The following is a 26,738-nucleotide window of genomic DNA, read 5'->3' as shown; positions in this document are numbered from 1 at the left end:
CCGGGCGGCTCCTGTGCCGACGACGTGGCGCGCTGCCCGCGGGCCGCGCGCAGCAGACACCGGCTTGCGGGCCCTCCGAGCGGGTCACTAGCCTCGGCAGCGCCCTTCCTTGCGCCGTCCAGGCAGCAGGGCCGCAACCGGTGACCGACGACAAGGGAACGCTGAGCATGGATCGACAGCCCATTCGCGTGGGGCACGGACGCACCTGGGCCAAGGCGATCCTCATCGGTGAGCACTCGGTGGTCTACGGCCACCCGGCGGTGGCCGTGCCCCTGCACGACCTGCGGATGCAGGCCACCGCGACCCCCACCGACGGCCCCTCGTGGCTGCGCTCCCTGGACTATGACGGCCCGCTGCGCGCGGCCGGCCACCACTTCGCCTGCGTGGCCCGGGCCTTCGAGGTGGCCCGCGAGCGCTCCGGCTGCCTGGGGCAGTCCTTCGAGCTGACGACCACCAGCGACTTCCCCCACGAGAGGGGACTGGGCTCCTCGGCGGCCTCCGCGGGCGCCATCATCCGTGCGGTCCTGGACGCCTGCGGGCGCCAGGCCACCCGTGAGGAGCTGCTGCCACTCATCCACCAGGCCGAGCAGATCGCCCACGACCGCCCCTCGGGGCTCGACGCCGCGGCGACGACGGCCCCCTCCCCCATCCGTTTCCAGTCCGGCGAGATGCGCCTGCTGAGCCAGCGCATCGAGGACGTCCAGCTGGTCATCGCCGACTCCGGGGTCCACGGCTCCACCCGTGAGGCGGTGGGTGGGCTGCGCCGCCGCTACGAGGCGGACCCGGGCTTCTACGGCCCCCGCATCAACCGGCTGGGCGAGCTCACCCACCGCTCCATCCGGGCCCTGGCCGACGGCGAGGCGCAGGTCCTGGGCGAGATGATGAACGCGGCGCACGAGGTGCTCTCCGAGATCGGGGTGAGCCTGGACCTGCTGGACTCGCTCACCGTGGCGGCGCGCCGGGCGGGGGCTCTGGGCGCGAAGATGACCGGCGGGGGCCTGGGAGGCTGCCTCATCAGCCTCACGGACTCGCCCCAGACGGCCGCAGCGGTGTGCACCGCCCTGCGCGAGGCCGGTGCGGCGCGCACCTGGACCTACCAGCTGCGCGCGAGCGGGACGGCGCAGTGAGCGCGGGCACCGCGACGGCCCGCACGGCGACGGCGAGCGCGAACTCCAACATCGCCCTCATCAAGTACTGGGGCAAGACGGACGACCTCCTGCACCTGCCAACCACCTCGAGCCTGTCGCTCACCCTGGACGAGACGTGGACGACGACGACCGTCTCCTTCGACGGCGGCGCCGACGGCCAGGACGTCGTGACGATCAACGGTGTGGGTGTCGAGGGCACCGCCCGCGAGCGCGTGCACCGCTTCCTGTCCCTCGTGCGCGAGCGCGCGGGCCTGGGCCAGGACGAGGCCGCGAGCGTGGTGTCAACCTCGACGGTGCCGCTGGCGGCGGGCCTGGCCTCCTCCGCCGCGGGCTTCGCAGCCCTGGCGGGGGCCGCCTCGCGCGCCGCGGGCCTGGACCTGGATGCCCGGGCGCTGTCGTGCCTGGCGCGTCGGGGCTCGGGCTCGGCCTCCCGCTCCGTCTTCGGGGGCCTGGTGCGCTGGAACCGGGGGACGGACGACGCCTCCTCCTTCGCGGAGCCGGTGCCCTGCGCCCTGGACCTGGCCATGGTCGTCATCGCCCTGGACGCCGGCGCCAAGGCGGTGTCCTCCACGGTGGCGATGCGCCACACGATGCGGACCTCGCCGCTGTACCCGGCGTGGGTCGAGGCCAGCGCCGCGGACCTGGCTGAGGCCCTTGAGGCGGCCGCCTCGGGTGACCTCGAGCGCCTGGGGGCGGTGGCGCAGGCCAACGCCCTGGGGATGCATGCCACGATGGTGGCGGCGCGCCCGGCGGTCCTGTACTGGCGTCCGGGCACGGTCGCGGTCCTGCACGAGGTGGAGCGGCTGCGCCGGGACGGCCTGCCGGTGTGGGCCACGATGGACGCGGGCCCCAACGTCAAGGTCCTCACCGACACCGCTCACGCCGGTGCGGCGGCCGAGGCCCTGGCCGGTCTCCTTCCCGGGGCGTCGGTGACGGTGCGGCGCGGCGGTGAGGGGATCCGCTATGAGCAGCCGGGGTCCTGATTGGCTGGGGCCATGAGTCGGTCTGTCACGTGCCAGGCCCCGGGCAAGCTGTACGTCGCCGGGGAGTACGCGGTCGTCGAGAGCGGTCACTCGGCCCTGCTCGTGGCCGTGGACCGCTTCATCACGGTGACGGCGGCCACGGCCGCGGGCCCTCGTGCCCGGGTGTCCTCCGCCCTGTACGACGGCGGTGAGCGCACCTGGCAGCGCGACGCGCGGGGGCTGGCCGTGCCGAGCACCGGCGCGACCGACTACGTCATCTCCGCGCTGCGCGTGGTCGAGGAGCTCGTGCGCGAGCAGGGCCGGGAGCCCGCGATGGTGCACCTGGACGTCCTCAGCGAGCTCGACGACGCCTCCGGGCGCAAGCTGGGCCTGGGCTCCTCCGCGGCGGTGACGGTGGCCACCGTGCGGGCCGTGGCCGGCTTCCACGCACTGGACCTGAGCGACCTGGACGTGTTCAAGCTCGCGCTGCTGGCCTCCGACGCCGTCGAGCCGGTGGGCTCCGGCGGGGACCTGGCGGCGAGCGCCCTGTCGGGCTGGGTGCTGTACTCCTCCCCTGACCGGCACTGGCTGCGGCGCCAGCGGCGCGTGCGTGGCGTCGGCGCGCTGCTCCAGGCGTGCTGGCCCGGGCTGGCGGTGCGCCGGATGCCGCAGGCGGACGGGATCGACCTGCTGGTCGGCTGGACCGGTGAGCCGGCCTCGACGGCCAGCCTCGTCTCCCACGTCCAGTCCCGTCTCCAGCCAAGAGCCCCGGCAGCGGGCCCAGCCGCCCCAACGCCGTCCCCTGCCTCCGGTGGCCCTTCCGGGCCCTCGACGCGAGCGCCGGAGGCGAGGACCTATGAGCAGTTCCTCGCCGCTTCCGAGCACTGCCTGGCCGGGCTCGTCACCGCCCTGGAGGCCGGGGACCTGGCGGGGGTGCGCCGTCAGGTGGCCGGGCACCGCCGGCTCCTGGCGGACCTGTCGCGGATGAGCGGCGTCGTCATCGAGACGCCCGGGCTCTCGCGCCTGGTTGAGATCGCCTGCGCCCACGGCGCGGCCGCCAAGAGCTCGGGGGCCGGCGGTGGGGACTGCGGCATCGCCCTGCACGGTCCCGCCACCAGCACGGCGGCCCTGCGCTCGGCCTGGGCCGCGGCCGGCATCGTCCCCCTTGACCTGGCTGCCTGGACCCGTAGCGAGGAGGCCTTATGAGCCCCGTCACCCAGCCCGCAGCCGACGCGGCGCCCCGGCACGGCGCAGCCGTGAGCCAGCACGGCGAGCGCAAGGACGAGCACGTGCGCCTGGCGATGGACCTGCACGGTCCCGGCAGGACGACCCCCTGGGCGGACGTCGGCTTCCTCCACCACGCCCTGCCGGAGACGGCCACCGAGGCCGTGGACCTGTCCACCCAGGTCCTGGGCGGGCGCTGGCCGCTGCCCTTCTACGTCAACGCGATGACGGGCGGGACCGAGGCCACGGGCCGGCTCAACGCGGCCCTGGCCGAGGCCGCGGCGGCCGCGGGCGTGGCCATCGCCTCGGGCTCGCAGCACGTGGCCCTGCGCGACCCCTCGCGCGAGGACACCTTCCGGGTCATCCGCCGTGCGGCCCCCGAGGCCTTCGTGCTGGCCAACGTGGGGCCCACGGTCGGCCCCGAGGAGGCGCTTCGCGCCGTCGAGATGCTTGAGGCCGACGCCCTGCAGGTGCACGTCAACGTCGCCCAGGAGGTGCCGATGCCCGAGGGGGACCGGGACTTCTCCGGCTGGGGGCAGCGCATCGCGCAGATCGCCGACGCCGTCGAGGTGCCGGTGGTGGTCAAGGAGGTCGGCTTCGGCCTGTCGCGGCGCACCGTGGACCGGCTCGCCCTCCTGGGCGTGGCGGCGGCGGACGTGGCCGGCAACGGGGGCACGGACTTCGTGGCCATCGAGACCTCACGGCGCCAGGACGGCGCCTACCGGGACCTCATCGGCTGGGGCCAGAGCGCGGCCCTGTGCCTGCTCGAGTGCCTGCACGGGCCGGCCGGGGCGCCCCCGGTGGAGGTGCTGGCCTCCGGCGCCGTGCGCAGTCCCCTGGACGTCGTGCGGGGCCTGGCCCTGGGGGCGCGCGCGGTGGGGGTCTCGGGCCACTTCATGCGCACGCTCACCGAGTCAGGCCCCGAGGCCCTAGTCGACGAGCTCGTCTCCTGGACGCAGCAGGTGCGCGGGATCATGGCGCTGCTGGGGGCCTCACGGGTGGCGGACCTGGCCCGCACGGACCTGCTCGTCACGGGCGCCACCGCTGAGCGCGCCCGCCTGCTGGGAGTGGACCTGCCGGCCCTGGCCCGCCGCTCCGCCTAGGCTGGCACCCGGCCCAGCGCACAGGCCCGGCGCCCGGCCGGTGGCGCCGGCCACAGCGCTGGCGCCACCGGCCTCAGAGGGAGGCGAGCCAGGTGACGATACCGGGCGAGGCGTACAGCGTCATGAACTGCACCCCGTAGGACACGCCCAGGCGGTTGAGCGAGCCGCACACGATGCCCACGAGCAGCACGCCGAAGACGTTGGCCACCCCGGCGTCGATGTAGGCCAGCACGACGATGAGGGACACGAACAGGGACAGGACGGCCTCGTGGGGCACGCGCCTGATGACGAAGTGCGTGATCTGGCTGGACCAGCGCACAGCCACGACGTAGGTGACGACGACGGCGACCAGCGCGCCCAGCACCGTGGCCAGGACGAACTGCGGCAGGCTCAGCAGGTGGTGGATGTTGTGCTCGAGGCTGTAGACACCGTCGGCCTCGAACAGGGGGCCTGCCGGTCCCGCGGACACGCCCGAGATCGGGATGCCCAGGGCGACAAGCGGGATGATGACGCCTGCCAGGTAGGTCGAGTGCGTGAGCGAGCTCATGACGGTGACGGCCCGCTTGGCCCGCTCCACCGGGTCCTTGAGCCGGGCCGCTGAGGCCTCGCCGAGCAGGAAGGTCAGGCCCACCGGGGACAGGACGAACAGGGGCGTGGAGGCGGCCGCCATGGCGGCGCTCCACGCGCCCTCGCCAGCGGTGACGAGCCGGTGGGGGCGCAGCTCGCGCGAGCGGAAGCCGTCGGCGCTCAGGCGCGCCTGGGTCAGGGTGCCGTGCGGCAGGGCCTCGCGGCGGCGCCGGTTGAGCAGCTCGAGCAGGGTGACCAGCAGCGGGCCGACGGTGATGCCGAGGAAGAAGGAGATGTTGACGCTGTCGCCGGGCTCGATGACGCCCTTGGCCTCGTACAGGGCCGGCAGGCCCCTGAAGAGGAAGGCCATGGGCACGATGGACAGCAGCGCCAGGACCCGGTTCTGTCCCAGCACAGCCAGCAGGCAGGCGCCCAGGGCGAGGATGAGCGGAGCCTGCTCCTTGATGGGCCCGGCCAGGGGGGCGACGGCGGCGGCCAGGAGGAAGGCCAGCGGGATCGACACGAGCGTGCCGATGGCCGAGCCGACGGCCATCTTGCGGATCGTCGTCGAGGCCATGCCCTTGGAGCGCAGCAGGACCGCGTGCTCCATGAGCGGGGCGCTCATGACGCCGCCGGGCAGGCCTACCAGGGCCGTCGGGATGGCGTTCATGAGGTTGAGGGTGACGATGGCGGAGATGAAGAAGGACAGGACCACCTCGGCGCCGGCGCCCGAGAGCACGAGGGTCAGGGTGATGGGGGCGAGCACGCTCGTCTCGTCCGTGCCGGGGATGAAGCCGATGAAGGAGTACAGGACGACGGCGGCCAGGACGGCCAGGAGCATGAGGGCGAGCATCGTGAGGGTCACTGCTGCGCCTCCGTGCGCTCGGCGGTGGCTGCGGCCTCAGCGGGCGCTGCGTCGTCCTCAGTCTCGACGACGCTCACCTCGCGCTTGGGGCGCACCATCAGGCAGCTGAGCGTGAAGCCGAGGACGCAGCCGCCCAGGCCCCAGAAGAGGAGCTGGCCACCCGTGACGGTGGCGACGGCGAGGGCTCCGCAGGCGCAGGCGGAGCACAGGGCCAGGGACAGGACGAGGTCGCGCGCGCTGACGAGGTCGTTCCAGACCTCGATGTGGGGTGCCTGGGGCAGGTCAGCACTCGTGGAGGCGTTGTGGTACACGCCAGGACTCTATGCGCCCAACCGCCTCCAGTAGGTACGACGTCCTATGAGGTAGCCCATGAAATGCGTCCCTCCCCCGGCGGCCCGCGGGCGGGCTGGCCCCGGCGGCCCGCGGGCGCACGAGGCTCAGGGCCTGCGGTAGCGGCGCACGCCGTCCACCACGCCGGTGAGGGCGTAGGGGCCTTCGTCCGGCAGGAGCGTGGCCGAGGCGTCCTCACCGACCGGCCCCAGGGACTCGGTGAGCACCGACTCGTACTCCTCGACACCCAGGCGCCGGCGCGCGTCGAGCGCGGACACGGTCGCGCCAGGGTCCCGGCGCGCGCCGAAGCCCTCGACGACCGTGACGGTGACGAGCTCGCCCACCGCGCCCGAGCCGTAGGAGAACAGTCCCAGCCGGTCGCCGGCGCGCAGGTCGCAGTGGTCGAGCAGGGAGGCCACGCCCAGGTACAGGGAGGCCGTGTAGCAGTTGCCCACCCGGCGCGAGTAGACCAGGGAGTCGTCGTAGCGGCGGTGCAGGTGGCCCAGCCCGCGGGCCTCGGCCTCCTCGGGGGGCAGCACCCCGGCCAGCGCCTTGCGGCCCATCTTGGTGTAGGGAAGGTGGAAGCACAGGGCCGCGAAGTCCTCCAGCCCCAGGCCGCTGGCCTCCTGGTGGGCGGCCAGGACCCGGGCGAACATGTCCGTGTAGCACCGGTTGGACAGGTGGCCGTCCACGCGCGGGACGCTCTCGCCCTCGGGACGCCAGAAGTCGTAGACGTCCTGGGTGCGGGCGGTCGAGGCCGGGTCGATGACGAGCAGCCGCGGGTCCTGGCGCACGAGCATGGCGACGGCGCCCGCGCCCTGGGTGGGCTCCCCACCGGTGCCCAGCCCGTAGCGGGCCAGGTCGGAGGCGATGACGAGGGCGGTGCGCCCCGGGTGGGCGGCGACGTAGTCCACCGCGGTCATGAGCCCGGCGGTGCCGGCGTAGCAGGCCTCACGGATGTCGAAGGCGCGCACGCCCTCGGGCAGGCCGAGCAGCCCGTGGACCATGACGGCCATCGCCTTGGAGGCGTCAACGGCGGACTCGCTGCCCACGACGACGAGCCCGAGGGAGGCGGTGTCAGCCTCCTCCGCCCTGTCCAGGACGGCGGCAGCGGCACGGGCGGCCAGGGTGACGACGTCGGTGGTGGCGGGCGCGACGGCCATCTGGTCCTGCCCGAGACCGGTGTGGAACTTGGCGGGGTCCACGCCGCGGGCCACCGCGAGGTCGGTCATGTCGAGGTACAGCTCCGGGGTGGCGATCTCGAGCGAGTCGATGCCGATGAGCACGCGGGCCTCCAGGGGTCGGTGGGCGGGGGCGGTCAGGCCGTCACGACGGCGTCGGAACGCCGCTGACGCGGCAGAGCGCACGACGCCCCGGGCACCGCAGCAGTTTAGACTACGCCCCAGACACCACCTCATGAACGGGGGCTCCATGCACGACACCCGCCGCGACCTCGCCCACCTCGAGGGCAGTGCCGCCGTCATCGTCTCAGCGATGCGCACACCGACGGGGCGCCGCCGCGGCAGCCTGTCGCACATGACCGCTGCCGAGCTCGGCGCCCACGCGGTGCGCGCGGCCCTGGAGCGGGTCCCGGCAGTGGCCAACGACGTCGCCCAGCTCATCTTCGGCAACGTCTACCAGGGCGGGGCCGGGCAGAACGTGGCGCGGCAGGTCGCGCTGGGAGCCGGGCTGGCGGTGCGGGTGCCGGCGATGACCGTCAACGAGGTCTGCGGCTCCGGTCTGAAGTCCGTCATCCTCGCCGAGCAGCTCATCCGCCTGCGCCGGGCCAACGTCGTCGTCGCCGGCGGGACGGAGTCGATGACCCGGGCCGCGCTCGTGTCCGCCTACGACCCGGAGACCCGCTCCTACCTCGACCCCCAGCCCTCCCTCATGGTGGACGGGCTCACGGACGCCTTCAGTGGCGAGGCGATGGGGGTCACCGCCGAGGAGGTCGCCAAGCAGCACGACATCGACCGCGCGAGCCAGGACGCCTGGGCGCTGCGCTCCCACGAGCGGGCCGCCAGCGCCACCCGCGAGGGCCTGTACGCCGAGGAGATCTCCCCGGTGGACCTGCCCGACGGCGAGCGCCTGGACCGCGACGAGCCGATCCGCCCGGACACGGACGAGGAGCGGCTGGCGGGGCTGCGTCCCGTCTTCGCCGAGCACGGCACCGTCACCGCCGGCAACGCCTCCTCCGTGGCCGACGGCGCGGCCGCCCTCGTGCTGACCTCCGCGGACTACGCCCGCCGTCACGGCCTGGACGTGCTCGCCGTGATGTCGAGCTCCTCGGAGATCGCCATCGACCCGCGGATCATGGGCTTCTCCCCCACCACCGCGATCCGGGACCTGCTGTCCCACCAGGGGCTGACGACGGCGGACATCGACTCCTACGAGATCAACGAGGCCTTCGCCGCGACCTCCCTGGCCGTGAGCCAGGACCTGGACCTGGACCCCGAGACGGTCAACCCCATGGGCTCGGCCATCGCGCTCGGGCACCCGTTGGGCGCCTCCGGCGCCCGCATCCTCGTCACCCTCGTGCACCGGCTGCGCCGCGACAACCTGCACCGGGGCGTCGCCTCGCTGTGCGTGGGCGGTGGCATGGGCATCGCCGTGCTCGTCGAGTCCCTGGCCCGCCCCGTGGCGCAGGAGGCCCGGTGAGCCGCCGCTTCTACGAGCTCAGCCCCGCCGAGCGGCGCGAGCAGATGGTCGCCGAGGGCCGGCTGACGCCCGAGGCGGACGAGCTCCTGGCCGCCCCCGTGGGCCTGGACCCGCACACCGCCTCCCGGCTCGTGGAGAACCAGGTGGGCCAGCTGCACCTGCCCATCGGGGTGGTGCCGGGGGTGCTGGTCAACGGCCGCACGTACACGGTGCCCCTGTGCACCGAGGAGGCCTCCGTGGTGGCCGCCGCGGCCAACGGCGCGAGGATCGTGCGCATGGCGGGAGGCTTCACCGCCGTGACCCCCACGCGCCTCATGACAGGCCAGGTGGTGGTGGCCGAGCCACGCGACCCTCGGCTCGCCGAGCGCATCGGGCAGTGCCGCGAGGAGCTGTTTGCCGCCGCGGCCCAGGCGCACCCCTCGATCATCGCCCGGGGCGGAGGCCTGCGCGACCTGCGCGTGCGCGACCTGCCGCCCGCGGACCCGGCGGGCGGCGCGGCCGGCACACGCGGCTTCGTCAGCGTGGACCTGAGCGTGGACGTGCGCGACGCCATGGGCGCGAACATCATCGACACCATCGGCGAGGCGGTGGCCGCCGTCCTGCGTGAGCGCTTCCCCGACGAGGAGGTGCTCATGGCGATCATCTCCAACTACGCCGTCGGCTCCCTCGTGGAGGTCTCCTGCGACCTGCCGGCGGCGCTGCTCGTGCCGGCCCGCGCCGCCCGCGGGCTGGAGGGCGAGGAGCTGGCGGGCCTGGCGGAGCGCACCGCCCGCCGCATCGCCCTGGCCTCCGACCTCGCCCAGGTCGATACCACCCGCGCCGTGACGCACAACAAGGGCGTGATGAACGGGGTCCACGCCGCCGCGCTCGCCATCGGCAACGACACGCGTGCCGTGGAGGCCGGCTGTCACGCCTGGGCCGCGCGTGACGGGCGCTACCGGGGCCTGTCGCAGTGGTCGCTCACGCGCCCGCAGGGCGCCGCGGTGCTGCACGGGCAGATGAGCGTGCCGCTGCCGCTGGCGAGCGTCGGGGGCACGATCCACGCCCTGGCCCAGGCCGAGGCCGCGCTCGGGCTCATCGGGGCCGAGGACGCCGCCGAGGTGGCGCGGGTGGTCGCCGCCGTCGGCCTGGCGCAGAACCTCGCGGCCCTGCGGGCGCTGGTCACCGACGGGATCCAGAAGGGCCACATGTCGATGCACTCGCGTGCCCTGGCCATCACCGTGGGCGCACGCGGTGAGCAGATCGAGCAGGTCGCCGAGCTGCTGCGGTCCGCGGAGCGCATGAACCAGGACACCGCCCGCCGGCTGCTCGCCCAGGTCCGTGCCGCGGCCGGTGAGGGCTGAGCAGGCGCGTCCTCACAGCAGGACGGTCGCGTAGGTCCCCACGCGCTCGAAGCCCAGCCCCCGGTACAGGCCGAGGGCCGGCGTGTTGTAGTCGTTGACGTACAGGCACACAGTGCCGTGGTGGCCCACGTGCTCGGCGCGCACCGCATCGACGACGGCGGCCAGGGCCACGCTGCCCACCCCCTGGCCGCGCAGGTCCTTGCGGGTCCACACGCCGGTGATCAGGGCGACGCCGCCGCGCCCGTGGGGCGGGTGCCACAGGGCGCCGACGTCCGCCTTGAAGGCCACGGCCCTCGGCCCGCCCGGCAGCGACGCACGCCCCGCACCGTCATCGAGGACGACGTAGCTGCGCCCGGCGCCCACGAGCCAGGAGACGTGACGAGCGTAGGCGCCGCCTGAGTCCGTCGGGTTGTAGCCGAGCTCCGCGCGGAACATCGCGACCGAGGCCTCCAGCACGGCAGGCTCCTGCGGGCTCGTGGCCGCGTGCAGCAGCGCGGCCACCCATCCGGCCTCCCGGCGCCGTCGGAGCACGGCAGCGGCCAGGCCACCGGGCGGGTGGGGCGCCACGAGCAGCGGCTGGCTCCACCTCTCCTCACGGCTGGCCACCCCCATCCCCGCCAGCTCGCCCCACACGGGCTCGACGTCCTCGACGGGGCCGTAGACGGAGCCGTTGCGGGTCAGGCGCCGGCGGGCGTGCTCGGCCAGCGCACGCACCTGGGCGCTGCTGGAGCCCGGGTGGCCCAGGGCCGGCCGGGCGGCGAGGCCGAGGGGAAGGAGAGAGCTGGTGGCCCAGGCCCCGCCGTCGGGCTGCCCGGCACGGCCCAGGGCGACGACGTCGCCGCTGCCCCATGTCGGCCAGCGGCCCAGCTGACCGGCCAGGCCCACGCCGGCCACCGGGTCCAGGGCGCACAGGGAGAGCAGCCCCCCGGTCATCCGTTGGGACACGGGAACCAGGAGCCGGGAGGTACGGGGCGTCAGGCGCACAGTGCTCCTCACAGGGGGGCGACGAGATCCACCCAGACGAGCACAACCGCCAGGACGACGAGCAGCCCGGCCACCACCTGGCCGACGGGGAGCATGCGGGCCGTGTCCACGTGGCCGGGGTCGGGCCGGCCGGTGGCACGCGCCCAGGTTCGGCGCAGCCCCTCCCAGCAGGCTCCGGCCACGTGCCCGCCGTCCAGCGGCAGCAGGGGAACGAGGTTGAAGGCGAACAGGGCGAGGTTGAGCGAGCCCAGGAGGCTGATCATCGAGTACAGGCGCACGGACAAGGGCACGCGCCCCGTGCCGGTGCCCGCCGAGGACACCTCCCCGGCGATGCGCCCGACGCCCACGAGGCTGACCGGGCCGTCCTGGCTGCGTTCCTGCGTCCCCAGGCCCGCCAGGACCGCGTGGTAGACGCCGACGGGAAGGGAGGCGATGGCCTTGAGGGTCTGGCCGACGGCGCCCGCGACCTGTCCCGCGACCTCGTCGGCGGGCACACGCACGGTTCCCAGGGCCGGACTGATCCCGACGTAGGCACGCGGACGGGTCAGCGGCGCCCCGTCCTCGCCCGTGACCGGCCGGCCGGCCTCGTCGTAGACGCTCCGCTCGACCTCGACGGCGGTGACGGTGAGGGTGAGCCGTTGGCCACCGCGCTCGACGACCACCTCCTGAGGGCCCGCCCCGTGAGCGGCGATGGCGGACTGCACCTCGGCCCAGCTCGCGAGCGGGTCGCCCGCCCAGGTCAGCAGGCGGTCACCCGGCTCGAGGCCGGCGGAGCGCGCCGGCGAGAGCGGGTCCGTGCTGGCGCAGTCGGCCGAGGGGTCGGAGGTGACGCACTGCGCGACCGTGGCGACGGTGGCGGTGTAGCCCGGCTGCCCGACGACGCCCAGGGCGACGGCCAGCAGCACCACGCCCAGGACGAGGTTGGTGAGGATACCTCCGGCCATGACCACGAGCTTGCGGGGCACGCTCAGGCGGTAGAAGGCGCGGTGCTGCTCGTCGGGGCCGAGCTCGGCCAGGGACTCCTCACGGGCCTGGGCCACCATGGAGCCGGGCCTGTCCGGGTGGCCGGGCCGGGCCGGCGGCAGCATGCCCAGCAGGCGCACGTAACCGCCCAGCCACACCGCCTTGACGCCGTACTCGGTGCCACCGCGGTGGACGGACCACAGGCGCGGCCCAAAACCGATGAAGTACTCGGTGACCTTCACCCCGAAGGCCTTGGCCGGCAGCATGTGACCCAGCTCGTGCAGCGCCACGGACAGGGCGATACCGACGACGAGGACGAGGACGCCCAGGACGTAGGCGAGGGTGGCGCTCATGCGACGGTCTCCTGTGATCTGGGCTGGAGGACGGCCCGGGCGCTCACTCGACGCAGAGCAGCACCTCGATGACGCGGGCGAGGTAGCGGTCCACGCTGCGCTCGTCATAGGCCCTGGTGCCGCGTGCGGAGGTGAACAGGGTGGAACGGATCTGCCCGGAGCTGAGCGTGGTGCCGGAGTCGAAGTAGGCGGCGACGCGGTCCATGAGGGCGTCCACCTCGTCACGGCTGTAGCCGCGGCCCCGGGCGGGGGCGAAGCGCGCCCCCGCAGGGCGCAGGAGCCTGGGGTACAGGCTCGTGGCGAGCTCGGCCACCTGGCGCATCCAGGCTTCGCGTCCCAGCCGGGAGACGACGTCGGCACGGCGCTGCTGGAGGAAGGCCGCCTCCAGACGGTCCAGGGCGGCGTCAACGGCCTCGGGCTGGTAGCCGCCGTGGACGACGTCGAAGGCGACGGCGCGCACGCCCTCGGAGTCCATCTCCTCCAGCTCCCCGGCCTCGTAGATCTCGTGCGCGCTGCTGAAGTAGCGATCGACCTGCTCGGGCCGGTAGCCCCGGCGCAGGGCACCCACTGTGGGGAACATGCCGCTCATTGCTGTGTCCTCGACCTCTCCTGGCCCAGCACCTCGGCGGCCAGCTGGCCGCAGGCGCCGTCGATGTCGCTGCCGCGGGTGTCGCGCACCGTCGTGGTGACACCCGCCTGGCGCAGTGTATCCACGAAGCGGTCCTGGACGTCCGGCTCGGAGCAGGTCCAGATGGAGCCGGGGGTGGGGTTGAGGGGGATGGGGTTGACGTGGGCCCAGCCCCGCCCGCGCCGGTTGAGCTCGTCGGCGAGCAGCTGAGCCCGCCAGGCGTGGTCGTTCATGTCCTTGATGAGGGCGTACTCGATGGACACGCGCCGCCCGGTGGCCTCGAAGTAGTCGTGGGCGGCGTCGAGCAGCTCACCGACCTTCCACTTGGAGTTGACGGGGATGAGCTCGTCGCGCAGGACGTCGTCGGGGGCGTGCAGGGACACGGCCAGCGTCACCGGGATGCCCTCCCCCGCGAGCCGGCGGATGAGGGGCACGAGGCCCACCGTGGAGACGGTGATCGCTCGGGCGGACAGGCCGAAGCCCTCCGGCGCCGGGTCGGTCATGCGGTGCAGGGCGGCGACGACGTTCTTGTAGTTGACCATCGGCTCGCCCATGCCCATGAAGACGACGTTCGACAGGCGCGCAGGCCCGCCGGTGAGGTCGCCGCGCTGGGAGGCCAGGGCGGCGTGACGGACCTGCTCGATGATCTCCGCGGTGGACAGGTTGCGGGTGAGCCCCATCTGGCCGGTGGCGCAGAAGGGGCAGGCCATGCCGCAGCCGGCCTGGGAGGACACGCACAGGGTGGTGCGCTCGCGGTAGCGCATGAGGACGGACTCCACACGCACGCCGTCGTGCAGCTGCCACAGGTGCTTGATGGTGCGCCCACCGTCAGCCCTCAGGGCACGCACCTCGGTGATGAGCTCCGGCAGGAGCTCGGCGGCCATCTGCTCGCGCTGGGCAGCGGGCAGGTCCGTCATGTCCGCTGCCTCGCGTGTGAAGTGCGTGAAGTAGTGACGGGAGAGCTGGTCAGCACGGAAGGCCGGCAGTCCGGCGTCGGCGAGAGCGCTCTTTCGAGCCGACAGGTCGAGGTCCGCCAGGTGCCGGGGCGCCTTGCCACGGGCGACGGGCACGGCGAAGGACAGCCGGGGCCTGGCGTCGGGGCTCGTGGCGCCCTCGGGGGCCTGGTCCGTGGGCATGACCTGGACCTCCCCGGGACGGCGGCGCCTGAGGCCCACGGGCACGGGTGCCGGGGTGCGGGCCCGCCCCGAGGGGGTCGAGGGGGGCGCGGCTTGGGCCGTGCGGCGTGGTTGGTTGCGGGCGGGGCTCACGAGGCTGAGGCTCCTCTCACCGGGTCGGTGGGTGCTCGGGGCGGGGTTCGCGGCTGCCGAGGTTACCGGTCTGCGGGCCACTGCGCCGCGCCGGGGGTCACACGCGCGCCCACGTCCTCGTCACGCCTCGCCCGGACGTGACTCAGCGCATCAGGAGGGTGGCGACGTAGACCACGGGGGCGGCGACGAGGATGGAGTCGAGCCGGTCCATGAGGCCGCCGTGCCCGGGCAGGAGCGTGCCCATGTCCTTCAGGCCCAGGTCCCTCTTGAGCAGCGACTCGCCGAGGTCGCCCAGGGTGGAGACGATGACGATGACGAGCCCGAGCAGGGCACCTGCCCACTGGGGCCCGTCCAGGGCCCGCACGCACAGGCTCCCGGCGAGCACCGTGGCGGCGACTGAGCCAGCGAAACCCTCCCACGACTTCTTCGGTGACACGCTCGGCGCCATGGGGTGCTTGCCGAAGGTGATGCCGGCGAGCCAGCCACCGGTGTCATTGGCGACCGGCAGGGCGATGAGCGTGATGATCTTGCCCGCCCCCTGGTCCTGTGAGACCAGCAGGACGGCGAAGCCGGCGAGGAAGGGCAGGTAGCTGGCGGCGAGCACCGCGGCGGCCGCGGTGACCGAGCGTGAGCGGCGCACGGTGTCATGGGCGTGAGTGCGCGGCACGTCGTCGTGGCCGGCAGCCTCGAGCAGGGTCCCCGAGTCCGCCTCCGCCTGGTCGAGGAAGCACCACAGGACGCAGGCGCCTGAGGTGGCGATGTAGGCGCCGAAGGCCCCCTCCGCGCCGAGGGTCCAGGCGCACACGGCGATGCCGAGCGTGCCGAGCCACAGGGGGGCCAGGGGCAGCCGGATGCCCTTGCGCGCGACGGCGCCGGCGAGCTCCCACAGGGCACCGCACACCGCCACGACGACGAGGCCGACGAAGACGACCTTCTTGACGAGCAAGGAGGCGAGAACCACCGCGATGAGGACGGCTGCCACCCCGATGGCGGCGGGCAGGTTGCGCCCGGCCCGCCCGGTGGAGGGCAAGGGCGTGTGGTTGCGCGTCGGCGGCGGGGCCAGCAGGGTGCTCAGCAGGCTCACGGGCGGTCTCGTCCGGTCGGGGGGCCTGGGTCTCAGACCTCGAGGAGCTCGGACTCCTTGGCGGCCAGGGCGGTGTCAACGGACTCGACGAAGCGCTTGGTGAGGGCATCGAGCTCGGACTCGGCGCGCTTGACGTCGTCCTCCCCGGCCTCCCCGGCCTTCTTGATGGCCTCGAGCTCCTTCTTCGACCTGCCGCGGATGCCGCGGACCTGGACGCGCGAGTCCTCAGCGCGGGTGCGGGCGAGCTTGACGTAGTCCTTGCGGCGCTCCTCGGTGAGGGCCGGCAGGGTCACGCGGATGACGGTGCCGTCGTCGGTGGGGTTGACGCCGAGGTCGGACTCACGGATCGCCGTCGTGATGGCCTTCATCGCGGAGCGGTCGAAGGGGCTGACGATGACGGTGCGGGCCTCAGGGATGGTGATCCCGGCGAGCTGCTGCAGCGGGGTGGGGGCGCCGTAGTAGTCCACCATGAGGGTGTTGAACATGGCAGGGTTGGCGCGGCCGGTGCGGATGGCCGCCAGCTCGCGCTTGGCGGCCTCGAGGGCGGCCTCCATCTTCTCCTCGGCCTCGAGCATGACGTCGTCGATCATCAGTCTTCCTTCGGTGTTCGTGGGGTGGGTGCGGTGCGTGGCCGGTTCAGGCCCTGGTGACGAGGGTGCCGATCTTCTCCCCGAGCAGGGCGCGGGTGATGTTGCCGGGCTCGCCCATGCCGAAGACCCTCATGGCGAGGTTGTTGTCCCGGCACAGGGCGAAGGCGGAGGCATCGACCACCTGCAGCCCGTCGGACAGGGCACGCTCGTAGGTGAGCGTGTCGAGCAGCCTGGCACTGGGGTCCTTGCGCGGGTCGGCGGTGTAGACGCCGTCCACGCCGTTCTTGCCCACGAGGAGCTCGTCGCAGTGGGACTCCAGGGCGCGCTGGGCGGAGACGGTGTCGGTGGAGAAGTAGGGCAGCCCGGCACCGGCCCCGAAGACGACGACGCGGCCCTTCTCCATGTGGCGGATGGCGCGCAGCGGCAGGTAGGGCTCGGCGACCTGGGTCATGGCGATCGCGGACTGCACGCGGGCGGGCACACCGGCCTGCTCGATGAAGTCCTGCAGGGCCAGGGCGTTCATCACGGTGCCGAGCATGCCCATGTAGTCGGCGCGGGCGCGGTCGATGCCCCGCTGGGACAGCTCGGCGCCGCGGAAGAAGTTGCCACCACCGACGACGACGGCGACCTGGACGCCCTGGCGCACGGCCTCGGCGATCTGGCGGGCGGCGTCGGAGACGACGTCGGGGTCCAGGCCGACGCTGCCTCCGCCGAAGACCTCGCCGGAGAGCTTGAGCAGGACACGACGCGGGCGGGGGTGCGTGCTGGGTGTGTCCGCTGTGGCGCTCATGGCTCTCCTCGGTCGTGGGTCCCGGGTCCGGGCTGACGGGCGCGCACGCCCTCGGGCGAGCCTACCCGCTCGCAGGCCGCCGGGCGCCGCGCCAGCAGGCGCGTCCACATGCACGAGGGCCGCTGCCCCGGCCACAGGACGTGGCTGGTGGCAGCGGCCCTCGGTGTGGCCTGTCGGCTCAGGAGCGCTCGGCGCGGCGGCGCAGCAGAAGGCCTCCTGCGCCCAGGGCTCCGGCGGCGGTGAGCAGCGCCACGGTTGCGGCGCCCGTGCGGGCGAGGCTGTGGCCCCGGCTCGACTGGGCGCTCGGCTGGGACGGCGCCGCGGTCGGGCCTGCGGTCGTGTCGTCGGTCGGGCTCGCGGTCGGGGTGGGTGCCGGGTTGGGCTTCAGCGTCAGGGTGAAGGTGGTGGTGGCCGTGCGGGCGTCCAGCCCGGTGCCGTCCTCCTCCTCGATGACGCTCACGGTGACCTGGTAGTCCTTCTGCTCCGTGATGCCCGCCGCCTCACGGCCGCTGATGGTGCGGGTCTGGGGGTCGTAGGCCAGGCCAGCGGGCAGGCCGGTGACGGTGACCGTGTCCTCCAGCGCCGGGTCCCCGCCGCTGGTGCTCACGTCAATGGCGGCCTCATCCTGGCCGTCGGTCAGGCTCTGGGCCGCGGTGCCGGCGACAATGAGCTCGCGCTTGTGGCTCCAGGTCTGGCCGTCGTCGCAGGAGGCGAGCACGGTGCCGTTCGTCCTGGCGCTGGCGTTGAAGGCACCGGAGTACAGCAGGACGCGTGAGCGCGCGGATCCGGGGACGGCGTTGGGGTAGGCGCGGATGATCTGGGCGTTGTTGCCGGAGTCGATGAGCTGGGTCTCGACATAGGGCTGGCCCCAGGTCGCCCCGCCGTCGTCGGAGACGGAGATGATGCGGTGGCCGCCACCCGGCGCGCTCTTGGGTGTGCGCGAGTTGAGCATAAGACGGCCGTCGGAGAGCTCGACGACCTTGTTCTCGTCAAAGCGCCACGGGGCCTCGCCAACGCCGCGGTCGGTGGGGGTGTAGGCACCGGTGGCCCAGCTCTGGCCGTGGTCGTCGGAGTACATGGACATGGCCACGACCCGTCCGTCAGTGCGCACGCAGGCGATCTGCTGTACCAGCCGGCCCGCGTGGGGGGCCTGCTTCTTCTGGATGCCGGCGCCGGAGGTCGCGAAGCACGAGCGCAGGTCCGTCTTGTCGTGCAGGGCCTGGGCGGTGACCACCCGCTGGCTCCAGGTGTGGCCGTTGTCGGTGGAGACGGACAGGCCCAGGTTCATCGTGTGCCGGTCGGTCTCGTCGATGCGTCCGTCGGCGCCGCGGGTGTAGGCCGGGTTGTTGGCGAAGACGCCGGAGTCGAAGCTCTGGACGTGGAAGTTGAAGATGGTGCCCGTCGTGGCGTCCACGACGTAGGAGGGGTCGGAGAAGCCCAGGCGGGTCGCGGCAGCGGTGTCTCCCTGGGCGATGACCGTCTCCGGCTGCCAGGTGCGGCCACCGTCGGTGGAGCGGCGCTGGACGATCCAGTTGGCGTTCGGCGAGTCGCCGCCGCCGGCCCCGCCGTCCATCGGGCGGCGGTCGTACGCGGCGAGCAGGTCACCGTTGGAGGCCACAGCGATGGCGGGAATGCGGATGTGGTAGGCGCCCGAACGCGTGGTGGGGCGCGATGTTGCGCCAACGGCAGTTGGCGGTGCCATCGAGGTTCGTTGCGCTGACGAAGGCGGAGCGGGCGCTCGTGGATGTGTTGGTCACGGTCAGTCGGTGGTCGATGACCTGCCCAAGGCCGTAGCCGTCGGCGGGGGCCGGGGTGAGGGCCTCGACCTTGGCCGTCAGGACGGGAGCGCCGGGGTCGTTGGGGTCCTGCTGGTAGACAACGGGTAGCTCGGTGGTGACGGTGCCGACGAGCTCCTCATCGCCCTGGTAGCCGCGGATGCGGAATGCCTCGTAGGCCACCGAGGGCTTGAGGGTGCCCGAGGCGACGTCCTCGGCGGTGACGGTATAACGCGCCCGGCCACTGCAGGTCTGAGGGCTGTTGGGCGCCATCCAGTGCCAGCGGCAGGCCTCGTGACCCGTGAGGTTGGCGTCGGAGGGGCGGAAACCGAGGTTCTGGTCGGAGGTGTTGGTGATGGTGATGTCCAGCGGGACCTGCTCCCCCTCGACCCAGGACGTGCCGTTGGCAGGCACCCCGGCCAGGGCAAGGTCGATCGTCGCCAGATCAAAGGTCTCGGCGTGAGCCTTCAGGGAGGGCACGAGCGCTGCGGGAAGACACAGCGCCAGCGCGGCGAACATGGTCAGAAGGGATGTGGTTCGTCGTTGAGCCACGCCCGGATCATCATACATCTGACATCAGAGTTCAAGTGTGTGTCGGAGGGCGTCACAGCGCCTCGGTGGCGGCTGCGCCGCCCCGAGGGGCCTCCGGGCAGCGGCCGGGACCGGCGGCTGCCGGGCGGGCTGGACAAGGCCCGCGTCGGCACAGGACGACGGCCGGGGGCCAGGTAGACAGCACTACCCGGCCCCCGGCCGTCCACGTCCCCCACCGCGCCCTCGGGCACGGCGGGAACGTCCTGTTGACAGGTGTCAGGCGCCCACGCGCAGGCGCACGAAGCCGGTGACCTCGCCACCGGTGGCCGCCACGACCTTGCCGACCGTGGTCTTGGGGTCCTTGGCGAAGGCCTGCTCGGTCAGGCAGATCTCCTTGAAGAAGCCGCCCAGGCGCCCCTCGACGATCTTGGCGATAGCCTTGTCGGGCTTGCCCTCGGCGCGGGTGGTCTCCTCGGCGATGGCACGCTCCTTCTCAACGACCTCCGCCGGGACCTCGTCCCGGGTGAGGTAGGTCGGGGAGTAGGCGGCGATGTGCATCGCGACGTCGTGGGCGACCTCGGCGGCCTTGTCGTCCGTGCCGACGAGGACGGCCACCTGCGCGGGCAGGTCCGGGTTGGTGCGGTGGAGGTAGAGGTCCACCTTCGGCGCGGCGAGCCGGGCCACGCGCGAGACGACGATCTTCTCGCCGATGACGGCCTGCATGCCGTCGGTGAGGGCCTGGACGGTCTCGCCCTCGACCTCGACCTGGGCCAGGGCCTCGGCGCTGCCGGCCCCGGAGGCGACGGCGGCCGCGAGGACCTTGTTGGAGAAGTCGATGAACTTCTCGTTCTTGACGACGAAGTCGGTCTCGGCGTTGGTCTCGACGAGGATGCCGACCTGGCCCTCGGCCGTGTCGATGACCTGGGCAGCGATGAGGCCGGCGCCGGTCGCGCGGCCCTCACGCTTGGCGATGCCCTTGAGGCCCTTGACGCGGATGATCTCGACGGCCTTGTCAAGGTTGCCCTCGGCCTCGTCGAGCGCCTTCTTGACGTCCATCATGCCGGCGCCGGTCTGCTCACGCAGGGCCTTGATGTCGGCGGTGGTGTAGTTCGCCATGGATGTTCTCCTTGGAAGCTGTGCTAGCGGTGGTGGTCGGTGGAGGGCTCAGGCCTGCTCGGAGGCCTCGCCGTCCTCGGCCGCGGGCGCCTGAGCGGCCTCGGTGCCGGCGAGGAGCTCGGCCTCCCACTCGGGCAGCGGCTCGGCGTCGGCGGCGGGGACCTCGGCCTCCTCGCCCGTGCGGGCGCGCCCGGCGGAGCGGGACACGAGACCGTCGGCGACGCCGTCGGCGACGACGCGGGTGAGCAGCTCGACGGCGCGGATGGCGTCGTCGTTGCCGGGGACGCCGTAGGTGACCTCGTCGGGGTCGCAGTTGGTGTCGAGGATGGCGATGACCGGGATGCCCAGCTTCTGGGCCTCGGCGATCGCCAGGTGCTCCTTCTTGGTGTCCACGACCCAGATGGCGGAGGGCAGCTTGGACATGTCGCGGATGCCACCGAGGGTCTTGGTGAGCTTGTCCTTCTCACGGCGCATCATGAGCAGCTCCTTCTTCGTGCGGCCGGAGCCGGCCACGTCGTCGAAGTCGATCTGCTCGAGCTCCTTCATACGGTCCAGGCGGGCGCGCACGGTGGAGAAGTTGGTGAGCATGCCGCCCAGCCAGCGCTGGTTGACGAAGGGCATGCCCACGCGCTGGGCCTGCTCGGCGACGGCGGCCTGGGCCTGCTTCTTGGTGCCGACGAACAGGATGTTGCCGCCGCGGGCGACGGTCTCCTTGACGAAGTCGTAGGCGACGTTGATGCCCTCGACGCTCTTGGCGAGGTCGATGACGTAGATGCCGTTGCGCTCGGTGAGGATGAAGCGCTTCATCTTGGGGTTCCAGCGGCGGGTCTGGTGGCCGAAGTGGACGCCGGACTCGAGGAGCTGACGCATGGTGACGATGGCCATGACGGTCCTTTCGACGCGGGCGGGGAGGGTGCCCCGCACGCGCAGTGAGGGGGACGGGCCGGGCTGCGCCCCTGCGGCGCTCCGACGGCGTCCCGTGAGTGGTTGTCCCCCGTTGACCTCGAGCCGCGCGAGCGGTCCGGGCTCCGCGGCCAAGAGGCTGCGGACGGGGCCTGGTGCCCGCGACGCCCGGCCACCCGCAGACGGGCTGCGGGACCTCGGCCGTGGCGTCCGAAAGGACGATCCCACTCACCCTCCGGGCACCTGGCGGCAGGGCCGTCAGGTGGGGCGGGCTCGCGGGCGCGGGCACGCGATGTCAGCCCGGTGCGGGAGGTCCCGCACAGACTGCGTCGGCGACACTATCACGGGCCACGAGGACCTTTCCGCGCCGGGACGCCCAAAGGTCCCTGTCACCGGTGTCGTGCGCGTCACCTCGGCGCAGCTGCGCCGCCGCCTGCCCGGGGCCGCCGGGCTCCACAGGCAGGCGCCGCACCATCCTCATGCCGCGCGGTCCACAGGAGCGTGCCGCTCAGGCTGGCGCGCCGTGCCGACGTCGGCACCCTGGAGTCATGAGTACCTCTCCGCCCGCCGCCTCCGTCCCGGCACGTGCGGCCACCGCGCTGCGCAGGCTCGTGGCCTGCCTGCTCCTGGCCGGCCTCGTGCTCGGCGCCGGGGCGCCGACGAGAGCAGGGGCCGCGGTCCACGAGAGCCCGCCCCACGGTCCCGGCGCAGGCCGCGTCGCGCCGGCGCACAGCTGGCAGTGGCCCACCGGGGAGCCTGCCCCGGTTCTCGAGGGCTTCACCCCGCCGGCCCAGGCCTGGGGAGCCGGGCACCGCGGCGTTGACCTGGCACTGCCCGCCGGATCGCCCGTCCTCGCCGCAGGTGCTGGGACCGTGGCCTTCGCGGGGAGCGTCGCGGGGCGTCCGCTCGTGTCCATCGACCACGAGGGTGGTGTCCGCACCACCTACGAGCCCGTGGAGCCGGTGGTCGGAGCCGGGGACCGGGTCGAGGCGGGCCAGGTCATCGGCCTGCTCGTGGCCGGGCACCGCCCGGACGGCGCCGACGCGCTCCACTGGGGCGCGCGCACCGGGCCCAAGAGCTATGTCAACCCACTGCGGCTGCTGGAGCCTCCGGTCATCCGCCTCAAGCCCCTCGGTCGCCGGCCGGGGCCGTGAGCCTGCCCCGTGCTGAGGCCCGCGGGCGCGGGACGCCGCCTCCGAGCGGGCGCCGGCCGCTCACGCGCGGGGGAAGGCCTGGTCGTAGACGGCGCGAAGCCGCTCGGGGGTCACGTGCGTGTAGCGCTGGGTCGTGGCCAGTGAGGAGTGGCCGAGCAGCTCCTGGACGCTGCGCAGGTCCGCTCCGCCGCTCAGCACGTGCGTGGCGGCGCTGTGGCGCAGCCCGTGGGGGCCCAGGTCCGGCGCCCCCGCACGCGCTGCCATGCGGTGCACGAGCCCGCGCACGGCCCGCGGGTCCACGCGCCCGCCCCGCGCCCCCACGAACAGGGCGTCGCCCGAGCGCGGTGAGACAAGCACCCTGCGCTGGGCCAGCCACGCCTCCAGCGCCCGGGCGGCCGGGGTTCCGTAGGGCACGACGCGCTCCTTGCCGCCCTTGCCGAGCACCGTGAGCGTGCGCTCACGGCGGTTGGCGTCGGGTAGGTCGAGCCCGCACAGCTCGGAGACCCGGACCCCGGTGGCGTACAGCACCTCGAGCATGGCGGCGTCGCGCAGCGAGGTCGCCCACTCCCGCTCGGCGCTGCGAGTACCGGCGGCCTCGGCGTGCTCGCGGGCCTGCTCGGCCTCCTGCGCCGCCGCATCGAGCAGGGCCCGGGCCTGGGCGGGGGTGAGCACGTTGGGCAGGCGGTTGTCGGCGCGCGGCGAGCGCAGACGGGCGGCGACGTTAGAGGAGGTCAGCGCCTCACGTGCGGCCCAGGAGGAGAAGGTGCGGATGGCAGCGCTTCGGCGCGCGATGGTGGCCCGTGAGCAGCCCGAGGCGTCCAGGCAGGCGAGCCAGGCGCGCAGCCCCGCCAGGTCGAGCCCGGCCAGGGCATCGGTGACGGGCGCGCTCTGCTGCGGCCCGGCACCGAGGAAGGTGAGCAGATCCTCCAGGTCACCGGTGTAGGCGCGCACCGTGTGCTCGCTCAGGCCCCGCCGGTGGGTGAGGTGGCGGAACCAGGCGTCAAGGAGCTCTCCCCGGGTGAGCGGTGCCTGCTGAGTCATGACCCCAGGCTAGGTGCTCCGCCGCCAGCGCCCTCCATCACGGTGCACCCGGCCCGCCAGCTCGAGCAGTCCCAGAGCGCTGCGCACCTCCCGCTCGCTGAGCCCCGCGGCCCGGGCGATCCCGGAGGCCTCGGCCGCGGCACGCACGGGCATGGCGTCCAGGACGGCGGCGGCGGTCGGCTCGAGGCCGTCCAGCAGGCTCGCGGGCCCGCTGTCGCTGGCCCGCGAGCGCGCGCCGTCCGGGTCCATGGTCCCCACCGGGGTGATGAGCTCGAGGGCGTCGTCGGCGTCGGTGACGCACACCGCCCCCTCGCGCAGCAACCGGTGGCAGCCCACGGACTCGCGTGAGAGCACGGGCCCCGGCACCGCCCCAAGAGGGCGGCCGAGGTCGCGCGCGTGCCGGGCGGTGGACAGGGCCCCTGAGCGCCAGGCGGCCTCGACGACGACGGTGGCGTCGGTCATGGCGGCGATGAGACGGTTGCGTGACAGGAAACGGTGCCTGGCCGGCTGGCAGCCGGGAGGGACCTCGGCAACCAGCGCCCCGGAGCCCAGGACCTCCTGAAGCAGCCGGGTGTTGCCGGCCGGGTAGAGGCGGTCAACGCCTCCGGCGCACACGCTCACGGTCCGGCCACCTCGCAGGGCGCCGGCGTGGGCGCAGGCGTCGATGCCGAAGGCGCCCCCGGAGACGACGACGGCCCCGGCCCGCGCCACGTCCCTGGCCATCCCGCGTGCGACCTGCTCCCCGTAGCGGGTTGAGGACCGCGAGCCGACCAGGGCCAGGGCGAGCCCGCTGCCCGGCCCGGCAGGCACACGGTCCTGCCGCCCGGGCGCCGCGGTCCCTGCTGCTGCGCCCTGTGGGGCGGGCGGCCCACTGTCGCGGCGCGCCAGGAGGGCGGGGTCGCCGCGCACCCACAAGCAGAAGGGAGGCTGCTCGAGCTCGTCCAGGCCTGCGGGCCACCACGGGTCCCCCGGCAGGACAAGGCTTCCGCCCAGGCGCTCGAGCAGGTCGAGGTCGCGCCGGGGCTCGAGCCCGGCGAGTCGAGGTGCCCAGCGGGCGGCGGCACGCGCCCAGGCGGCGCTCGCGCCTGCGCCGCCCGCCTGTGCGCGCAGGGGACGCGGCGGACGGGGGTCGGCGCGCAGAGCGCCGACGGCGTCATGGGCCTCCTCCAGCAGCCAGGTGAGCGCCGGCCCAGGACCCAGCGCCCCCACCAGGGCGCTGGCGGCGCGGTCCGCGGGCTCGGCCAGGCGGGACCAGGCGGCTGCGGCCAGCACACGGTCGTGGTGGTCGAAGGGCAGGCTCAGGCTCATGGGCGGGCTCCTCTCGTTCGCAGGGACAGGGCGGTGCCCAGCTCGGCCGCACCGGGACGCTGCTCACCGGCGAGGTCGGCAAGCGTCCAGGCCAGGCGCAGGACCCGGTCGACCCCGCGCAGGCTGAGGTCACCGCGGTCAAGGGCGTCCATGAGGGGCAGGACGAGCCGTGGGTCCTCGGCTGTGGTGCGCTCACGCACCCACGAGCCCGCGACCTCCCCCATGAGCCGCCAGGGCGTGCCCTCCAGGCGGTGGGCGGCGCGGCCTCTGGCCTGGAGGACGCGGGCGGCGACGTCGGCACTGGCCTCTCCCGCGCCCCCTGCTGCCAGGTCCTGCGCGGTGACGGGCCCGACCTCGAGCCGGATATCGACCCGGTCCAGCAGCGGCCCGGACAGGCGTGAGAAGTAGCGTCTGCGCTGCAGGGAGCTGCACGTGCACCCCAGGGCCCGCCCCGAGCCCTGGCCGCAGGGGCAGGGGTTGGCGGCCAGGACGAGCTGGAAGGCCGCCGGGTAGGTCGCGCGCCCGAGCGCACGGTCGATGGTGACGCGGCCGGACTCCAGCGGCTGGCGCAGGCAGTCGAGGACGCCGGAGGGGAACTCGGGGGCCTCGTCGAGCAGGAGCACGCCCCGGTGGGCGAGCGAGACGTCCCCGGGACGGGGCAGGCCGGAGCCTCCGCCGATGACGGCGGCGCGCGTGGCCGTGTGGTGCGGGGCGCGCAGGGGCGGGGTGCGGATGAGCCCGTGCTCGGGGTCGAAGGCCCCGGCCACCGAGTGCAGGGAGGTCACGGTCACGGCGTCGTCGTCGGTCAGGCTGGGCAGGATCGAGGGCAGGCGCTCGGCCAGCATCGTCTTGCCCGCGCCGGGCGGCCCGACCAGGAGCAGGTGGTGGCCGCCGGCAGCGGCGACCTCGAGCGCGTGGCGCGCCTCCTCCTGCCCGACGACGTCGGCGAGGTCCGCCCCGGACCCCGGCGTGGCAGCGGGCCCGGTGATGACGGCGCCGCGCGGCTCGGTGGCCTCGGCCAGGGCCAGGACCTGTGCGGGAAGGTGCCCACCCAGGGCGGTGATGAGGCTGGCCAGGTGCCGCGCCTCGATGACCCGGGCTCCGGGCACGAGCCGGGCCTCGGCCACGCAGCCGGAGGGGACGACGACCCTGCTCACCCCGGCGCCGGCTGCGGCCCTGACGGCGGGGAGGATCCCGCGCACGGGCCGGATGGAGGCGTCCAGGCCGAGCTCTCCGATGAAGAGGGTGCGGGCCAGGACCGGCAGGGACCGGGCGGGCAGGTCGCCCCGGGCGGCGAGGACGGCGAGGGCGAGGCTGACGTCGAATCCGGTGCCGCTCTTGGGCAGGTCCGCCGGGGAGAGGTTGACGGTCAGGCGCTTCTCCCCCCAGGAGGTGCCGCAGGTGGACAGGGCAGCGCGCACGCGCTCGCGCGACTCGCGCACGGCGGCGTCGGGCAGGCCGACGAGGGTGAAGGAGGGCAGTCCCCCGGCAGCGTGCGCCTCGACGTCAACGAGATGGCCCTCCAGGCCGGTGAGGGTGACGGCCAGGGTCCGGGCGAGGCCGCTCACAGCGTCACCCCACGGTGGTGGCGCAGCTGGGCCGGGGCGCCCGCACGCAGCAGGACGCTGACGACGTCGATCCTCAGCCCAGGTGCGGTGCCGGGCGGGCGGTGGGTCTCGGCCCAGCGTCCGGCCAGGGCGCGCAGGTGGGCGAGCTTGGTGGGGGTCACGGCCCCAGCGGGGGTGCCGACGGCGAGGCCGCGACGGGTCTTGACCTCGAGGGCGACGAGGACGGCGTCGTGCCCGCTGCCGGGCTCGAGGGCCACGAGGTCGAGCTCACCGCGCAGGCCGGAGCCGGGGCCGGGCCGCCAGTTGCGCCCCAGGAGCCGCCAGCCCCGGTCGCGCAGGTAGCGGGCCGCGATCTGCTCCCCGAGCCGGCCGGTGCGCGCGTCCTGCGCCCTGCGCGGCGCGAGCGCCGGGCCGGCAACCGTGCCACCGTCCCTCACCGGCACCGTGCTCACCGTCATGCTGACCACCTCCGCCCCCAGCGT

Annotated in this window: 25 protein-coding genes; 7 read left to right on the top strand and 18 right to left on the bottom strand. The window is 74.0% G+C overall.

Annotation, left to right across the window (positions count from 1 at the left end; translation table 11 throughout):
- Positions 1-167 precede the first annotated feature (167 nt).
- The 4 genes from mvk to fni are packed head-to-tail and all read left to right on the top strand — an operon-like array spanning position 168 to position 4,437.
- Positions 168-1,127 carry a mevalonate kinase gene (gene mvk / locus ACSJJR_RS07625; protein ID WP_435942839.1) on the top strand — a complete coding sequence of 320 codons (960 nt, stop codon included), beginning with the start codon at positions 168-170 and terminating at the stop codon, positions 1,125-1,127.
- Positions 1,124-2,131: a diphosphomevalonate decarboxylase gene (gene mvaD / locus ACSJJR_RS07620; protein ID WP_435942838.1), complete on the top strand. Its 1,008-nt coding sequence runs from the start codon at positions 1,124-1,126 to the stop codon at positions 2,129-2,131. The genes mvk and mvaD overlap by 4 nt, the downstream gene beginning before the upstream one ends.
- Positions 2,132-2,143: 12 nt before the next feature.
- Positions 2,144-3,316: a phosphomevalonate kinase gene (locus ACSJJR_RS07615; RefSeq protein WP_435942837.1), complete on the top strand. Its 1,173-nt coding sequence runs from the start codon at positions 2,144-2,146 to the stop codon at positions 3,314-3,316.
- Complete coding sequence (fni, locus tag ACSJJR_RS07610) at positions 3,313-4,437, top strand: type 2 isopentenyl-diphosphate Delta-isomerase (RefSeq protein ID WP_435942836.1); 1,125 nt, start codon at positions 3,313-3,315, stop codon at positions 4,435-4,437. Before ACSJJR_RS07615 ends, fni begins: the two co-directional genes overlap by 4 nt.
- Before the next feature lie 73 nt (positions 4,438-4,510).
- Here the strand turns inward: fni and ACSJJR_RS07605 are convergent, their stop codons facing one another.
- The 3 genes from ACSJJR_RS07605 to ACSJJR_RS07595 all read right to left on the bottom strand — a co-directional run bounded on the left by ACSJJR_RS07605 (position 4,511) and on the right by ACSJJR_RS07595 (position 7,485).
- Positions 4,511-5,869, bottom strand: a complete 1,359-nt coding sequence (locus tag ACSJJR_RS07605; protein WP_435942835.1) for a tripartite tricarboxylate transporter permease — start codon at positions 5,867-5,869, stop codon at positions 4,511-4,513.
- Complete coding sequence (locus tag ACSJJR_RS07600; RefSeq protein ID WP_435942834.1) at positions 5,866-6,180, bottom strand: hypothetical protein; 315 nt, start codon at positions 6,178-6,180, stop codon at positions 5,866-5,868. Before ACSJJR_RS07600 ends, ACSJJR_RS07605 begins: the two co-directional genes overlap by 4 nt.
- A gap of 126 nt (positions 6,181-6,306) precedes the next feature.
- Positions 6,307-7,485 (bottom strand): hydroxymethylglutaryl-CoA synthase, encoded by a 1,179-nt coding sequence (locus ACSJJR_RS07595; RefSeq protein WP_435942833.1) that lies wholly within the window; start codon positions 7,483-7,485, stop codon positions 6,307-6,309.
- Between the two features lie 130 nt (positions 7,486-7,615).
- On the opposite strand from ACSJJR_RS07595, the gene ACSJJR_RS07590 reads away from it, so the two are divergent.
- Positions 7,616-8,857: a thiolase family protein gene (locus tag ACSJJR_RS07590; protein WP_435942832.1), complete on the top strand. Its 1,242-nt coding sequence runs from the start codon at positions 7,616-7,618 to the stop codon at positions 8,855-8,857.
- The gene (locus ACSJJR_RS07585; RefSeq protein ID WP_435942831.1) at positions 8,854-10,200 is read left to right on the top strand and encodes a hydroxymethylglutaryl-CoA reductase, degradative; all 1,347 of its coding nucleotides are present in this window, start codon (positions 8,854-8,856) and stop codon (positions 10,198-10,200) included. The genes ACSJJR_RS07590 and ACSJJR_RS07585 overlap by 4 nt, the downstream gene beginning before the upstream one ends.
- 12 nt (positions 10,201-10,212) lie before the next feature.
- Here the strand turns inward: ACSJJR_RS07585 and ACSJJR_RS07580 are convergent, their stop codons facing one another.
- The 11 genes from ACSJJR_RS07580 to rpsB form a co-directional block, all read right to left on the bottom strand.
- Complete coding sequence (locus ACSJJR_RS07580; RefSeq protein WP_435942915.1) at positions 10,213-11,133, bottom strand: GNAT family N-acetyltransferase; 921 nt, start codon at positions 11,131-11,133, stop codon at positions 10,213-10,215.
- A 59-nt stretch (positions 11,134-11,192) separates the two neighbouring features.
- Positions 11,193-12,500, bottom strand: coding sequence for a M50 family metallopeptidase (locus tag ACSJJR_RS07575; RefSeq protein ID WP_435942830.1), 1,308 nt, complete (start codon positions 12,498-12,500; stop codon positions 11,193-11,195).
- A gap of 43 nt (positions 12,501-12,543) precedes the next feature.
- A complete protein-coding gene (locus tag ACSJJR_RS07570) occupies positions 12,544-13,089 on the bottom strand; it encodes a DivIVA domain-containing protein (protein WP_435942829.1) in 546 nt (181 codons plus the stop codon).
- Positions 13,086-14,264: a 23S rRNA (adenine(2503)-C(2))-methyltransferase RlmN gene (rlmN, locus tag ACSJJR_RS07565; RefSeq protein ID WP_435942914.1), complete on the bottom strand. Its 1,179-nt coding sequence runs from the start codon at positions 14,262-14,264 to the stop codon at positions 13,086-13,088. Before rlmN ends, ACSJJR_RS07570 begins: the two co-directional genes overlap by 4 nt.
- A gap of 274 nt (positions 14,265-14,538) precedes the next feature.
- A complete protein-coding gene (locus ACSJJR_RS07560) occupies positions 14,539-15,471 on the bottom strand; it encodes a phosphatidate cytidylyltransferase (RefSeq protein WP_435942913.1) in 933 nt (310 codons plus the stop codon).
- 41 nt (positions 15,472-15,512) lie between these two features.
- Positions 15,513-16,070 (bottom strand): ribosome recycling factor, encoded by a 558-nt coding sequence (frr, locus tag ACSJJR_RS07555; protein WP_435942828.1) that lies wholly within the window; start codon positions 16,068-16,070, stop codon positions 15,513-15,515.
- 46 nt (positions 16,071-16,116) lie between these two features.
- Positions 16,117-16,860 (bottom strand): UMP kinase, encoded by a 744-nt coding sequence (pyrH, locus tag ACSJJR_RS07550; protein ID WP_435942827.1) that lies wholly within the window; start codon positions 16,858-16,860, stop codon positions 16,117-16,119.
- A 178-nt stretch (positions 16,861-17,038) separates the two neighbouring features.
- Positions 17,039-18,562: a sialidase family protein gene (locus ACSJJR_RS07545; RefSeq protein ID WP_435942826.1), complete on the bottom strand. Its 1,524-nt coding sequence runs from the start codon at positions 18,560-18,562 to the stop codon at positions 17,039-17,041.
- Complete coding sequence (locus tag ACSJJR_RS07540) at positions 18,462-19,154, bottom strand: hypothetical protein (RefSeq protein ID WP_435942825.1); 693 nt, start codon at positions 19,152-19,154, stop codon at positions 18,462-18,464. Before ACSJJR_RS07540 ends, ACSJJR_RS07545 begins: the two co-directional genes overlap by 101 nt.
- A 288-nt stretch (positions 19,155-19,442) precedes the next feature.
- The gene (gene tsf, locus ACSJJR_RS07535) at positions 19,443-20,282 is read right to left on the bottom strand and encodes a translation elongation factor Ts (protein WP_435942824.1); all 840 of its coding nucleotides are present in this window, start codon (positions 20,280-20,282) and stop codon (positions 19,443-19,445) included.
- A gap of 48 nt (positions 20,283-20,330) precedes the next feature.
- The gene (gene rpsB / locus ACSJJR_RS07530; protein ID WP_435942823.1) at positions 20,331-21,167 is read right to left on the bottom strand and encodes a 30S ribosomal protein S2; all 837 of its coding nucleotides are present in this window, start codon (positions 21,165-21,167) and stop codon (positions 20,331-20,333) included.
- 566 nt (positions 21,168-21,733) lie between these two features.
- Here rpsB and ACSJJR_RS07525 point away from each other — a divergent pair.
- Complete coding sequence (locus tag ACSJJR_RS07525) at positions 21,734-22,339, top strand: M23 family metallopeptidase (protein ID WP_435942822.1); 606 nt, start codon at positions 21,734-21,736, stop codon at positions 22,337-22,339.
- A 60-nt stretch (positions 22,340-22,399) separates the two neighbouring features.
- On the opposite strand, the gene ACSJJR_RS07520 is transcribed toward ACSJJR_RS07525, so the two are convergent.
- Genes ACSJJR_RS07520 through ACSJJR_RS07505 form a run of 4 tightly spaced genes read right to left on the bottom strand, consistent with a single transcriptional unit; the run spans position 22,400 to position 26,714 of the window.
- On the bottom strand, positions 22,400-23,380 hold the full coding sequence (locus tag ACSJJR_RS07520) for a tyrosine recombinase XerC (protein WP_435942821.1): 981 nt from the start codon (positions 23,378-23,380) through the stop codon (positions 22,400-22,402).
- 9 nt (positions 23,381-23,389) lie between these two features.
- Entirely contained in the window at positions 23,390-24,688 is a 1,299-nt protein-coding gene (locus tag ACSJJR_RS07515; protein WP_435942820.1) for a DNA-processing protein DprA, read from the bottom strand.
- On the bottom strand, positions 24,685-26,256 hold the full coding sequence (locus ACSJJR_RS07510; RefSeq protein WP_435942819.1) for a YifB family Mg chelatase-like AAA ATPase: 1,572 nt from the start codon (positions 26,254-26,256) through the stop codon (positions 24,685-24,687). Before ACSJJR_RS07510 ends, ACSJJR_RS07515 begins: the two co-directional genes overlap by 4 nt.
- Positions 26,253-26,714, bottom strand: a complete 462-nt coding sequence (locus tag ACSJJR_RS07505; RefSeq protein WP_435942818.1) for a YraN family protein — start codon at positions 26,712-26,714, stop codon at positions 26,253-26,255. Before ACSJJR_RS07505 ends, ACSJJR_RS07510 begins: the two co-directional genes overlap by 4 nt.
- Positions 26,715-26,738: the final 24 nt, after the last annotated feature.

It is taken from the genome of Actinomyces sp. W5033, from assembly GCF_051303165.1.
This window is presented reverse-complemented; position numbering and strand designations above follow the sequence as displayed.